The sequence below is a fragment of the Nonomuraea sp. NPDC050153 genome (genome assembly GCF_044460125.1).
Classification (GTDB): domain Bacteria; phylum Actinomycetota; class Actinomycetes; order Streptosporangiales; family Streptosporangiaceae; genus Nonomuraea.
Genome location: NZ_JBITJQ010000017.1, coordinates 132,141 through 144,336, shown reverse-complemented (window position 1 = coordinate 144,336; position 12,196 = coordinate 132,141). Strand labels below are relative to the sequence as shown.

11 protein-coding genes are annotated in these 12,196 nt (G+C 72.9%); 8 read left to right on the top strand and 3 right to left on the bottom strand.

Annotation, left to right across the window (positions count from 1 at the left end; all coding sequences use genetic code 11):
* The first annotated feature begins 5 nt into the window (after positions 1-5).
* The 6 genes from glyA to ACIBQ1_RS34975 are packed head-to-tail and all read left to right on the top strand — an operon-like array spanning position 6 to position 7,393.
* Positions 6-1,262: a serine hydroxymethyltransferase gene (glyA, locus tag ACIBQ1_RS35000; protein ID WP_397283587.1), complete on the top strand. Its 1,257-nt coding sequence runs from the start codon at positions 6-8 to the stop codon at positions 1,260-1,262.
* On the top strand, positions 1,259-2,470 hold the full coding sequence (locus tag ACIBQ1_RS34995) for a sarcosine oxidase subunit beta family protein (protein ID WP_397283586.1): 1,212 nt from the start codon (positions 1,259-1,261) through the stop codon (positions 2,468-2,470). The genes glyA and ACIBQ1_RS34995 overlap by 4 nt, the downstream gene beginning before the upstream one ends.
* A 10-nt stretch (positions 2,471-2,480) precedes the next feature.
* The gene (locus ACIBQ1_RS34990) at positions 2,481-2,729 is read left to right on the top strand and encodes a sarcosine oxidase subunit delta (protein ID WP_319708365.1); all 249 of its coding nucleotides are present in this window, start codon (positions 2,481-2,483) and stop codon (positions 2,727-2,729) included.
* The gene (locus tag ACIBQ1_RS34985; protein WP_397283585.1) at positions 2,726-5,488 is read left to right on the top strand and encodes a 2Fe-2S iron-sulfur cluster-binding protein; all 2,763 of its coding nucleotides are present in this window, start codon (positions 2,726-2,728) and stop codon (positions 5,486-5,488) included. Before ACIBQ1_RS34990 ends, ACIBQ1_RS34985 begins: the two co-directional genes overlap by 4 nt.
* Positions 5,481-6,020, top strand: coding sequence for a sarcosine oxidase subunit gamma (locus ACIBQ1_RS34980; RefSeq protein ID WP_397283584.1), 540 nt, complete (start codon positions 5,481-5,483; stop codon positions 6,018-6,020). The genes ACIBQ1_RS34985 and ACIBQ1_RS34980 overlap by 8 nt, the downstream gene beginning before the upstream one ends.
* Positions 6,017-7,393: an L-serine ammonia-lyase gene (locus ACIBQ1_RS34975; protein ID WP_397283583.1), complete on the top strand. Its 1,377-nt coding sequence runs from the start codon at positions 6,017-6,019 to the stop codon at positions 7,391-7,393. The genes ACIBQ1_RS34980 and ACIBQ1_RS34975 overlap by 4 nt, the downstream gene beginning before the upstream one ends.
* Here the strand turns inward: ACIBQ1_RS34975 and ACIBQ1_RS34970 are convergent.
* On the bottom strand, positions 7,380-8,231 hold the full coding sequence (locus ACIBQ1_RS34970) for a helix-turn-helix transcriptional regulator (RefSeq protein ID WP_397283582.1): 852 nt from the start codon (positions 8,229-8,231) through the stop codon (positions 7,380-7,382). The genes ACIBQ1_RS34975 and ACIBQ1_RS34970 overlap by 14 nt on opposite strands.
* Before the next feature lie 133 nt (positions 8,232-8,364).
* Between ACIBQ1_RS34970 and ACIBQ1_RS34965 the strand changes: the two genes are divergently transcribed.
* Positions 8,365-9,162, top strand: a complete 798-nt coding sequence (locus ACIBQ1_RS34965) for an aminotransferase class IV family protein (RefSeq protein ID WP_397283581.1) — start codon at positions 8,365-8,367, stop codon at positions 9,160-9,162.
* Between the two features lie 16 nt (positions 9,163-9,178).
* Here the strand turns inward: ACIBQ1_RS34965 and ACIBQ1_RS34960 are convergent, their stop codons facing one another.
* Both ACIBQ1_RS34960 and ACIBQ1_RS34955 read right to left on the bottom strand, forming a co-directional pair.
* A complete protein-coding gene (locus tag ACIBQ1_RS34960) occupies positions 9,179-10,075 on the bottom strand; it encodes a LysR family transcriptional regulator (RefSeq protein ID WP_397283580.1) in 897 nt (298 codons plus the stop codon).
* A gap of 78 nt (positions 10,076-10,153) precedes the next feature.
* The gene (locus ACIBQ1_RS34955) at positions 10,154-10,867 is read right to left on the bottom strand and encodes an SDR family NAD(P)-dependent oxidoreductase (protein ID WP_397283579.1); all 714 of its coding nucleotides are present in this window, start codon (positions 10,865-10,867) and stop codon (positions 10,154-10,156) included.
* Positions 10,868-11,069: 202 nt separating this feature from the next.
* Between ACIBQ1_RS34955 and ACIBQ1_RS34950 the strand changes: the two genes are divergently transcribed.
* Positions 11,070-12,083: a zinc-binding dehydrogenase gene (locus tag ACIBQ1_RS34950; RefSeq protein WP_397283578.1), complete on the top strand. Its 1,014-nt coding sequence runs from the start codon at positions 11,070-11,072 to the stop codon at positions 12,081-12,083.
* Positions 12,084-12,196: the final 113 nt, after the last annotated feature.

The window sequence follows — 12,196 nt, the reverse complement described above, 5'->3', positions numbered from 1 at the left end:
CTCATATGATCGACACCCCGCTGGACGTGGTGGACCCCGAGGTCCACGCCCTGATCGGCGCCGAGCTGGCCAGGCAGCGCTCGACGCTGGAGATGATCGCCTCCGAGAACTTCGCGCCCGCCGCCGTGATGGCGGCCCAGGGCTCGGTGCTCACCAACAAGTACGCCGAGGGTTACCCGGGCCGGCGCTACTACGGCGGCTGCGAGCACGTCGACGTGATCGAGCAGATCGCCATCGACCGGATCAAGGCGCTGTTCGGCGCCGAGGCGGCCAACGTGCAGCCGCACTCCGGCGCCCAGGCCAACGCCGCGGCGATGGCCGCGCTGCTGGAGCCCGGCGACACCATCCTCGGCCTCGACCTGGCCCACGGCGGCCACCTGACGCACGGGATGCGCATCAACTTCTCCGGCCGCCTCTACAACGTGGTCGCCTACCACGTGCGCGAGAGCGACAACCTGGTGGACATGGACGAGGTCGAGCGCCTGGCGCGCGAGCACCGCCCCAGGCTCATCATCGCCGGCTGGTCGGCCTACCCCCGGCACCTGGACTTCGCGGCCTTCCGCCGGATCGCCGACGAGGTGGGCGCGTACCTGATGGTGGACATGGCCCACTTCGCCGGGCTGGTGGCGGCGGGGCTGCACCCCTCCCCCGTGCCGCACGCGCACATCACGACCACGACCACGCACAAGACGCTCGGCGGCCCGCGCGGCGGGGTGATCCTGTCCACCGCGGAGCTCGCCAAGAAGATCAACTCCTCGGTCTTCCCCGGCCAGCAAGGGGGCCCGCTGGAGCACGTGATCGCGGCCAAGGCGGTGTCCTTCAAGGTCGCCGCCGGGGACGCGTTCGGGGAGCGGCAGCGCCGCACGCTGGAGGGCGCGCGCATCCTGGCCGAGCGGCTGCTGGCGCCCGACGCGGCGGCCGCGGGCGTGAAGGTGCTGACCGGCGGCACCGACGTGCACCTGGTCCTGGTCGACCTGCGCGAGTCCGAGCTGGACGGCAAGCAGGCCGAGGACCGGCTGCACGCGGCCGGGATCACGGTCAACCGCAACGCCGTGCCGTTCGACCCGCGCCCGCCGATGGTCACCTCGGGCCTGCGGATCGGCACCCCGGCGCTGGCCACGCGCGGATTCGAGGCGGCCGACTTCGCGGAGGTCTCCGACATCATCGCCACCGCGCTGACGCCGGAGGCCGACCTGTCGTTCCTGCGCGACAGGGTCGAGGTCCTGGCCGGCAAGCACCCGCTGTACGGAGAGGCCCGATGAACCTGCCCGAGCACCCCGAGTGGCTGTGGCGCGCCGCCGAGCCCAAGCGCTCCTACGACGTGATCATCGTCGGAGCCGGCGGCCACGGCCTGGCCACCGCCTACTACCTGGCCAAGAACCACGGCATCACGGACATCGCGGTCCTGGAGCGCGGATGGCTGGCCGGCGGGAACATGGCGCGCAACACCACGATCATCCGCTCCAACTACCTGTGGGACGAGAGCGCGGGCATCTACGAGCACGCGCTCAAGCTGTGGGAGGGCCTGGAGGAGGAGCTCGGCTACGACCTGCTGTTCAGCCAGCGCGGCGTGCTCAACCTCGCGCACAGCCTCCAGGACGTGCGCGACAGCGTGCGCCGCGTCGAGGCCAACCGGCTCAACGGCGTCGACGCCGAGTGGCTGGACCCCGAGCAGGTCCGCGAGGTGTGCCCGATCGTCGACATCTCGCCCCACGTGCGCTACCCGGTGCTCGGCGCCACCTTCCAGCCCCGCGCCGGCATCGCCAAGCACGACCACGTCGCCTGGGGGTACGCGCGCGCCGCGGCGGCCCTGGGCGTGGACTTCATCGAGCACTGCGAGGTCACCGGGCTGCAGGTGAGCGACGGCCGGGTCACCGGCGTGGAGACCACCCGGGGCACGATCGCGGCGGGCCGGGTCGCGCTGTGCGCGGCGGGGCACTCCTCGGTCGTGGCCAAGACCGCGGGAATCGACCTGCCGCTGCAGAGCCACCCGCTCCAGGCGCTGGTGTCCGAGCTGCTCGAACCCGTGCACCCGACGGTCGTCATGTCCAACGCCGTGCACGTCTACGTCAGCCAGGCGCACAAGGGCGAGCTGGTCATGGGCGCCGGCATCGACGCGGCCAACTCCTACCGGCAGCGGGGCGCCTTCCACATCATCGAGCGGCAGATGGCGGCAGCGCTGGAGCTGTTCCCGATCTTCGCCCGCGCGCACGTGCTGCGCACCTGGGGCGGCGTGGTGGACGTCTCGCCCGACGCCTCGCCGATCGTCGGCCTGACCCCGGTCGAGAACCTCTACATCAACTGCGGCTGGGGCACCGGAGGCTTCAAGGCGACGCCCGGCGTGGGCTGGTGCTTCGCGCACACGGTGGCCAACGACGAGCCGCACCCGCTCAACGCCCCCTTCTCCCTTGACCGATTCACCTCCGGGGCGCTCGTGGACGAGCACGGCGCCGCCGCGGTCGCGCACTGAGGAGCCGCCGATGCTGCAGATCCCATGCCCCTGGTGCGGCCCTCGCGACGAGGCCGAGTTCCACTACGGCGGGCAGGCCCACGTCGCCTACCCGGCCGATCCGGCCGCGCTGTCGGACGAGGAGTGGGCGCGCTACCTGTTCTTCCGCGACAACCCCAAGGGCCCCTTCGCCGAGCGGTGGAGCCACGCGGCGGGCTGTCGCCGCTGGTTCAACCTGGTCCGCGACACCGCCACCAACGAGATCCTGGAGGCCCGATGAGGCTGTCCACCGGCGGGCTGATCGACCGCGGCGGCACGCTGCGCTTCCGCTTCGACGGCCGCGAGCTGACCGGTCACCCCGGCGACACCCTGGCCTCCGCGCTGCTGGCCAACGGCGTCCGGCAGACCGCCACCAGCGTGAAGCTGGGCCGCCCGCGCGGCATCTTCGCCGCGGGCAGCGAGGAGCCCAACGCGCTCGTCCAGATCGAGTGGCCCTTCCCCGAGCCGATGCAGCCGGCCACCACGGTCGAGCTGTACGACGGGCTCGTGGCCGGCGGCCTGCCCGGCCGGGGCCGCCTGGCCGACGGGCCCGACCCGGCCCGTTACGACGCCGTGCACGCCCACTGCGACGTGCTGGTGGTCGGCGCCGGCCCCGCCGGGCTGGCCGCCGCCCGGGCCGCGGCCGGGGGCGGGGCCCGGGTGATCCTGGCCGACGAACAGCCCCGGCCGGGCGGCAGCCTGCTGGGCGGCACCGAGCAAGTGTCTTCCGGAGACGGCCGGGTCAGCGGCCACGAGTGGGCGGCCGCTGTGACGGCCGATCTGGAGCGCCTGCCGGACGTCACGGTGCTCCGCCGCACCACTGTCTTCGGCTACTACGACGACAACTACCTCATGGCCGTCGAGCGCCGCACCAACCACCTCGGCGGGGCCGCCCCCGCCCACGTGGCCAGGGAGCGGATCTGGCGCATCCGGGCGGGCCGGGTCGTGCTGGCCACCGGCGCGCACGAGCGGCCGATCGCCTTCGCGGGCAACGACCTGCCCGGCGTCATGCTGGCCGGCGCCGCGCGCACCTACGCCGTCAGGTACGGCGTGCTGCCCGGCCGCCGGGCCGTGGTCTTCACCACCAACGACAGCGCGTACGAGGCCGCCTTCGACCTGGCGGACGCGGGCCTGGAGGTGGCCGCGATCGTGGACGTGCGCCCCTCCCCCGGGCCGCTGGCCGAGGCCCGGCGGCGCGGCATCGAGGTGCTGGCCGGGCAGGCGGTCGAGGCCGCCAGGGGCGCGGGCGAGGTCTCCTCCGTCCTGGCCGGCGGCACCGAGATCGAGGCCGACCTGCTGCTGGTGTCCGGCGGGTGGAACCCGGTGGTGCACCTGTTCAGCCAGTCGGGCGGGACGCTGCGCTACGACGAGGACCTGGCCGCGCTGGTGCCCGGGGTCTCGCGGCAGGACGTCCGCGTGGCCGGGGCCGCCAGGGGCGTGTTCACGCTGGAGGGCTGCCTGATCGACGGCGCCGGGGACGGCGGGCCGGTGCCCCCGGGGCCCGGCGGCATGCCGTACTGGCTGGTGCCGGCGGACGACCCTGTCGGATGGTGGGGCGGGCACTTCGTGGACCTGCAGCGGGACGTCACCGCGGCCGACGTGCTGCGCGCCACCGGCGCGGGGCTGCGCTCGGTCGAGCACGTCAAGCGCTACACCACCGCCGGGACCGCGCACGACCAGGGCAAGACGTCGGGGCTGCTGACCTCGGCCGTGGTTGCCCACGCGCTGGGCGTGCCGGTGGGCGAGGCCGGGATCACCTCCTACCGGGCGCCGTACACGCCGGTGAGCTTCGCGGCGCTGGCCGGGCGCGACCGCGGGGCGCTGCACGACCCCGTCAGGGTGACGGCGCTGCACGAGTGGCACGCCGAGCACGGGGCGCTGTTCGAGAACGTCGGGCAGTGGCAGCGGCCGTGGTACTTCCCGCGCCCGGGTGAGGACATGGAGGCCGCCGTGCTGCGCGAGTGCCGCGCCGCCCGCGAGGACGTGGCGGCGATGGACGCCTCCACGCTCGGCAAGATCGACGTGATCGGCCCGGACGCGGGCGAGTTCCTCGACCGGATCTACACGAACCTGATGAGCTCGCTGGCCGTCGGCTCGATCCGGTACGGCGTGATGTGCCGGGCCGACGGCATGGTCTTCGACGATGGCACCGTCATCCGCCTGGCCGCCGACCACTTCCTGGTCACCACCACGACCGGCAACGCCGCCGCGGTGCTGGACTGGATGGAGGAGTGGCTGCAGACCGAGTGGCCGTCGCTGCGGGTGCACTTCACCTCGGTGACCGAGCAGTGGGCGACGGTCGCGCTGGTCGGGCCGCGTTCGCGCGAGGTGCTCGCGTCGCTGGCGCCGGACCTGGCGGTCTCGGCGGCCGACTTCCCGTTCATGACCTGGCGCGAGGCCGAGGTGGCCGGGATCCCCGCCCGGGTGTGCCGCATCAGCTTCTCCGGCGAGCTGGCCTACGAGATCAACGTGACCTCCTGGGACGGGCTCCGCCTGTGGACCGCGATCATGTCCGACGGCCGGGTCACCCCGTACGGCACCGAGACCATGCACGTGCTGCGGGCCGAGAAGGGCTACCCGATCGTCGGCCAGGACACCGACGGCACCGTCACGCCGCAGGACCTGGGCATGTCGTGGGTGGTGTCGAAGAAGAAGCCCGACTTCGTGGGCAAGCGCTCCCACGCCAGGGCCGACACCTCCCGGCCCGACCGCAAGCAGCTCGTCGGGCTGCTGCCCGACGACCACGGCTTCCTGCTGCCGGAGGGCGCCCACCTGGTCGCCTCCGCCGAGCTGCCCGAGCCGCCGGTGCCCATGCTGGGCCACGTCACCTCCAGCTACCGCAGCTCGGCGCTCGGCCGCACGTTCGCGCTGGCCCTGCTCAAGGGCGGGCAGTCGCGGCACGGCGAGCGGCTCTACGCGCCCGTCGGCGACGCCATGGTGCCGGTGACCGTCACGTCCCACGTCCTTTATGACCCGGAAGGAGCGCGTCGCGATGGTTGAGCGCAGGAGTCCGGCCGCGGCGTTCGCCGGCCGTTTCGAGGCGGCCTCGCGGAGCGGGGCGTTGACGCTGCGGGAGGTCCCCTTCCTCACGCACGTCAACGTGCGGGTGGAGCCCGGGACCGATCTCGGCGTCCCGCTGCCGGTCGAGCCCAACACGGCGGTGACCTCCGGCGAGGTCACCGCGGCCTGGCTGGGGCCGGACGAGTGGCTGGTGATCGCCCCGCCCGGGTACCGGCCCGAGCTGCTGCGCAAGGCGCTCGGCGAGCGGCACGGATCGATCGTGGACGTCTCGGCGCAGCGCACCACCCTGTTCGTGGGCGGGCCCAGGGCGCGCGACCTGCTCGCCCACGGCTGCGCGCTCGACCTGCATCCCAGCGTGTTCGGGCCCGGCCGGTGCGCGCAGACCGTGCTGGCGCGGGCGCAGGTCGTGCTCGTGCCGCGGGAGGACGGGTTCCTGGTGCTGGTGCGCTCGTCCTTCGCCGCCTACTTGGCGGAGTGGCTGCTGGACGCGGCGACGGAGTACGTGACGTGAGCATCGGGGTCTTCGACCTGTTCAAGATCGGCATCGGGCCGTCCAGCTCGCACACGGGCGGGCCGATGGCGGCGGCGCACAGGTTCGTCCGGGGCCTGCGCCAGGACGGGCTGCTGGACTCCGTCGCCCGGGTCGGGGTGATCCTGTACGGCTCGCTCGGGCTGACCGGCAAGGGCCACGGCAGCGACAAGGCCGTGCTGCTCGGCCTGTCCGGCGAGAAGCCGGAGCTGGTCGACGTGGACTCCGTCGACGCCCGGCTGCTGGCCATGCGGGAGTCGGGCACCGTGGCGCTCTGCGGCACGCACCCGGTGCCGTTCGTGGTCGGCGAGGACCTGGTCTTCGAGCGCAGGATCTCCCTGCCCGGCCACCCCAACGGGATGCGCTTCACCGCCCTCGGGGCCGACGGCGGGGTCCTGCGGGAGAAGGTGTACTTCTCGGTCGGCGGCGGCTTCGTCGTCGACGAGACGGCCACCGGCGCCGACCGCGTCAAGGCGGACGACACGGTCCTGCCCTACCCGTTCACGACCGCGGAGGAGCTGCTCAAGCACTGCGCCGGCACCGGGCTGTCGATCTCCGGGCTGATGCTGGCGAACGAGAAGGCCTTCGGCCGCACCGAACAGGAGATCCGCGCGGGCATCCTGGACCTGTGGCGGGTGATGAGCGAATGCGTCCGCCGCGGCATCGCCTCCGAGGGCGTGCTGCCCGGCGGGCTCCGCGTGCGCCGGCGCGCCCACGGGCTGCACCGGCGCCTGCTGGCCGAGGCGCCGGAGAAGGACCCGCTGCACGCGATGGACTGGGTGTCGCTGTTCGCGCTGGCGGTCAACGAGGAGAACGCCGCCGGGGGCCGCATCGTCACCGCGCCCACCAACGGCGCCGCGGGCATCATCCCGGCGGTGCTCACCTATTACATGCGGTTCGTCCCCGGCGCCGACGACGACGGCGTGGTGCGCTTCCTGCTGACGGCGGCGGCGATCGGCGTGCTGTTCAAGGAGAACGCCTCGATCTCCGGCGCCGAGGTGGGCTGCCAGGGCGAGGTGGGCTCGGCCTGCTCGATGGCCTCGGCCGGGCTGACCGAGGTGCTGGGCGGCACCCCGGAGCAGGTGGAGAACTCCGCCGAGATCGGCATCGAGCACAACCTGGGCCTGACCTGCGACCCGATCGGCGGCCTGGTCCAGATCCCGTGCATCGAGCGCAACGCGGTGGCCTCCATCAAGGCGATCGCCGCCGCCCGCATCGCCCTGCGCGGCGACGGCCGCCACTTCGTCTCGCTGGACAAGGCCATCAAGACCATGCGCGACACCGGCCGCGACATGCTCGACAAGTACAAGGAGACCTCGCGCGGCGGCCTGGCCGTCAACGTCATCGAGTGCTGACGGACGCGTCCCAGCTGGCCAGCAACCGCAGGTTCTCCGCCGCGGCGGAGCCGGGCGGGGCGTGGTAGACGGTCAGGGACTGCTCGGGGTCGTCGGGCAGGCGGAACGACTCGTAGGAGAGCGTGAGCTCGCCCACCAGCGGGTGCCGCAGGCGCCGGACGCCGTGGTTGCTCTCCTTGACGTCGTGCCCGGCCCACAGGTGGCGGAACGTCTCGCTCTTCACCGACAGCTCGCCCACGAGGGTCAGCAGCCGCGGATCGTCGGGATAGCAGCCGGCGTACAGGCGAAGCGCGCCGACGACGTCGGCCGCCTTCGACTCCCAGTCCGCGAACAGCCGCCGATGGCCGGGCTCCAGGAACACCAGCCGCGCCCAGTTGCGCTCCTGGGACGGCAGCCGGTCCCAGTCGCCGAACAGGGCCGCCGCCATCGGGTTCCAGCCCAGGAGGTCCGAACGCGGCCCGGTCACGTACGCCGGGACCCCTTCCAGGGAGGCGAGCATCTGCCCGAGCGCGGTGCGTACCTGCTGCAGTCGCGGCGGCGGCCCGTACTTCCTGCGGTCCTGGCACTTGACCAGCCGCGTGAGGTGCTCGTGCTCGGTGTCGCTCAGCCGCAGCGCGCGCGTGATCGCGCCGAGCACCTCGGCCGACACGTTGTTGCCCTTGCCCTGTTCCAGCCGCGTGAGGTAGGCGACGGACACGCCGGCGAGCTGGGCCAGCTCCTCGCGGCGCAGCCCCGGCACGCGCCGGTGCCGGTTGAAGACCGGCAGCCCGACGTCCTCCGGCCTCAACCGCGCCCGGCGGCTGCGCAAGAACTCCCCGATATCGGCCATTTCCGTCATAACACCCGATCGTACGCACAGGACGCCGGACAAGGCTGACCCTGCCAGTAGTAGGACCAGCGGAGTTCTGGGCGATCCGGCTGGACTGCGGCAGGCTCGACTTCCCTGACCACCACGTGAAGGGGAGATTTCGATGTTCACCGCCCAACGCGACGGCCGGCCCGTGACCGCCGAGGAGCTGGCGCCGCTGGCCTTCGCCGGCTATGCGCATTTCACCGCCATGCAGGTGCGCGGAGGCCGGGTCCGCGGCCTGGACCTGCACCTGGAACGGCTGCGGCGCGCCTCGCTGGAGTTGTTCGGCCGGGCGTTGCCCGACGATCGGGTGCGGTCCCGCCTGCGGGCGGCGCTGCCGGCCGGACCGGCCGACGTCTCGCTGACGGCCACGGTGTATTCACCGGCGGGCGAGTTCACCGTGGCCGGGGCCGAGGTGGAGCCCGAGGTGCTGGTGCGTACGGGGCCCGCCGCCTCCGGTCCGGCGGGGCCGCTGACGCTGGCGGCGGTCGAGCACGAGCGGGTCCTGCCCGGGGTGAAGCACGTCGGCGAGGTGGCCAAGACGTACTTCCTCCGCCAGGCCGCCGGACAGGGCTTCGACGACGCCGCCTTCGTCGACCGCCGTGGCCGGCTCAGCGAGGGCTCGATCTGGAACCTGGCCTTCTGGGACGGCACCGCCGTCGTGTGGCCCGTGGCCGACATGCTGACCGGGACCACGATGGCCGTCGTCCGCCGTCAGCTGGATCGGCTCGGCATCCCCCAGCGCGCCCGGGAGCTCACCCTCGCCGACCTGCCTGACCTGGCCGGGGCCGTGGTCATGAACTCCTGGACGCCGGGGGTGCCCGTCCACCGGATCGGCTCCGTGCCCCTGCCCGAGGCGGAGTCCTTCGTACGGCTGCTGCACCGCGCCTACCAGGCCGAACCGCTGACCGCCCCCTGACGACCTGCAGAGGGCGCTATTCGGGCTCCTGCATCTCCCCGATGGCCCGGATGTCCAGGGCGGCCAGGAACGCGGCGGCGGGCGGCGACGGGCGCAGGCGGCTCCAGATCAGGTGCTCCACCCGGGTGGGCGGATCGCGGAGCTCGACGAGGTGCACGCCCGGGAGCTCGGGCGCGAAGGCGGCGGGCATCATGGCGATGCCCAGGCCCAGCCGGACCAGCCGCGCCATGAGGTCGGCGTTCGTGATCTCGAAGGCGACCTCACGGCTGACCCCGGCGGCGGCGAACGCCTCGTCCGACTGAGCGCGCGCGGCCGTACCGACGGGAAAGTCGACGAACACCTCGCTCGACAGCCGGTGCAGATCCACGCCGGCCGCGTCGGCCAGCGGGTGGCCGGGCGCCACCACCGCGACCAGCTCACCCCGGGCCAGGGCGCGTCCCCGTACGCCCTTCGGCCGCACGCTCGGCGGCAGCCCGAGGAACGCGATGTCCAGCGCGCCCTGCCGCACCTGTTCGGCCAGCTCGTCGCTCGCCCCGACGCGCAGCGTGATCCGCACCTGCGGATGGCGCACGTGAAAGCTCTTCAGGGCGCTCGGCAGGTCGACCGCCGTGACGGTGGGGATGGTGCCGATGGCCAGCCGGCCGCGAAGCTCGCCGGAGGCCGCCGCCACCTCGGCGCGCGCCCGTTCGGCGGCGTCGAGCGCCTGCCGGGCGGCGGGCAGGAACGCTTCCCCGGCGGGGGTCAGCGTGACCCGGCGGCTGGTGCGGTCGAACAGCCGGGCACCCAGCTCCCGCTCCAGGCGGGCGATCTGGTGGCTCAGCGCGGACTGGACGACCTGGCAACGCTCGGCGGCCCGGGTGAAGTTCGCGGTCTCCGCCACCGCGACCACATAGCGCATCTGTTGCAGCTCCACGGATCAATCGTCGATCACGATCGCCGCCTTTGACAACCATGCTGTGGGCTCATCGATCGTCGGGGTCCTCGTGATGCGTCAGTACGTGGCCCGGCCACCGCTGATGTCGTAGACGGCGCCGGTGGAGAAGCTGACCTTGTCGGAGGTGAGCCAGGCGATCAGTTCGGCGACCTCCTCGGGCCGGCCGATGCGGCCCATCGGGATGAGGCCGGCGATGTGGGCCAGGGCCTCGGGGCCGGTGGTGGCGTTCATCGGGGTGGCGATGACGGCCGGGGCGATGACGTTGGCCAGCACGCCGCTGGTGGCCAGCTCCTTGCCGAGGGACTTGGTCAGCGCGATGACGGCGGCCTTGGAGGCGGAGTACGGCGACATGTTCGGGTTGCCGTCCTTGCCGGCCATGCTGGCGATGTTGACGATGCGCCCCCAGCCGCGCTCGCGCATGCCCGGGACGAAGGCGCGGCAGGTGTTGAAGGTGCCGTGCACGTTCACCTCGAAGGTGCGCAGCCAGCCGTCCAGGGGGATCTCCCACAGGGGCGCGTTGGGGCCGACGATCCCGGCGGAGTTGACGAGGATGTCGACCGGTCCCACCTGGTCGGCGGCGGCCTGCACGGCGGCGGCGTCGGTGACGTCGAGGACGAGGTCGGCACCCTCGGCGACGTCGGCGGTGATGATCGAGACGCCTTCCTTCTCCAGGCGGAGCGCGGCTGCCTTGCCCAGGCCGCTGACGCCTCCGGTGATGAGGGCGGTGCGGGAGGAGGTCATGAGGTCCTTTCCGTGGGATTCGTACGGCACCGGGCCGACGGTCCGCAGCCAATATTTCAATAATCGGAACGAGGATTTATTTTCTGGAAGTTGCTGCGAGATTAGCCGATACTCACTCATCGGAGGAAGCTCTCATTGCGGATAACTTCCACTTTCCGGAACGGTGGTCTAGCCTTCGGAACATGGCGTATGGACGACCACACCCCGACCGGCTCGTCCCGAGGCCCCGGTAGTGCGCGCGCTGGTCCTGACCGGCCCGGGCAAGGCCGAGGTCCAGGAGGTCGAGCCGCCCGTCGCCGCGCCCGGGCAGGTGATCGTGGACGTCGAGCGGGCCGGGGTCTGCGGCACCGACATGGAGCTGTTCACAGGCGAGATGAGCTACCTGCACACCGGACGGTCGTGGTATCCGCTGCGCCCCGGCCACGAGTGGTGCGGTCGCGTCACCGCCGTGGGCGAAGGCGTGGACACCGGCCGGCTGGGCCGCCGCGTCACCGGTGACACGATGCTCGGCTGCGGGCACTGCGAGCGCTGCCGTGCCGGCCGCCACCACGTGTGCGCCGAACTGTCGGAGATCGGCATCAGCCTCGGCCGTGCCGGGGCGCTGGCCGAGCAGCTCGCCGTACCGGTGACGGCGCTGCACGCGCTGCCCGACACGCTGGACCCCACGCTGGGCGCGCTGGTCGAGCCCGGGGGCAACGCGCTGCGCGCCGTCCGCGGCGCCGGCCTGCGATCCGGCGAGCGCCTGCTGATCCTGGGCACGGGGACGATCGGCCTGCTGGGGGCGCTGTTCGCACGGGCTCAGGGGATCGAGGTCCACCTGCTGGGCCGCGATCTCGCAGGGCTGGACCTGGCACGATCCCTGGGCTTCACGGGCGCGTGGACCCGGTCGTCGCTGCCGGCGCTGCGGTGGGACGCCGTCGTCGACGCCTCCAACGCGCCCGAGCTGCCCGCGCTCGCGCTCGACCTCGTCGAACCGGCCGGGCGGGTGGTCTACATCGGCCTGGCCGGCACCCCGAGCACCCTCGACACCCGCGACCTGCTCCTCAAGGACGTCACCGCCGTCGGCATCCTGGGCGGCTCGACCGGCCTGGCCGGGGCCATCGCCGCCTACGCCGACGGCTCGGTCGACGCCCGCCCGCTCGTCGCCGCCACCATCGGCCTCGCCGAAACCGCCGAGATCCTGTCCGGCCACCGCCCGGCCGACGCCGGCCCGGGCCCGAAGATCCACATCGATCCACGACGGTGAACGCGATCTCGACGCCGATGGGCCTCCCAACCTGAGTAGGGGCTACTCATGCGCGGGCATGGCAAGAAGCCGGACGATCCTCCGCAAGGCGAACTCTCCTGGAGGAAACGACC

What these genes read in the sequence shown, in the direction of transcription:
- glyA (WP_397283587.1), top strand. Translation starts at nt 6, where the DNA reads ATGATCGACACCCCGCTGGACGTGGTGGACCCCGAGGTCCACGCCCTG.
- ACIBQ1_RS34995 (WP_397283586.1), top strand. Translation starts at nt 1,259, where the DNA reads ATGAACCTGCCCGAGCACCCCGAGTGGCTGTGGCGCGCCGCCGAGCCC.
- ACIBQ1_RS34990 (WP_319708365.1), top strand. Translation starts at nt 2,481, where the DNA reads ATGCTGCAGATCCCATGCCCCTGGTGCGGCCCTCGCGACGAGGCCGAG.
- ACIBQ1_RS34985 (WP_397283585.1), top strand. Translation starts at nt 2,726, where the DNA reads ATGAGGCTGTCCACCGGCGGGCTGATCGACCGCGGCGGCACGCTGCGC.
- ACIBQ1_RS34980 (WP_397283584.1), top strand. Translation starts at nt 5,481, where the DNA reads ATGGTTGAGCGCAGGAGTCCGGCCGCGGCGTTCGCCGGCCGTTTCGAG.
- ACIBQ1_RS34970 (WP_397283582.1), bottom strand. Translation starts at nt 8,231, where the DNA reads ATGACGGAAATGGCCGATATCGGGGAGTTCTTGCGCAGCCGCCGGGCG.
- ACIBQ1_RS34965 (WP_397283581.1), top strand. Translation starts at nt 8,365, where the DNA reads ATGTTCACCGCCCAACGCGACGGCCGGCCCGTGACCGCCGAGGAGCTG.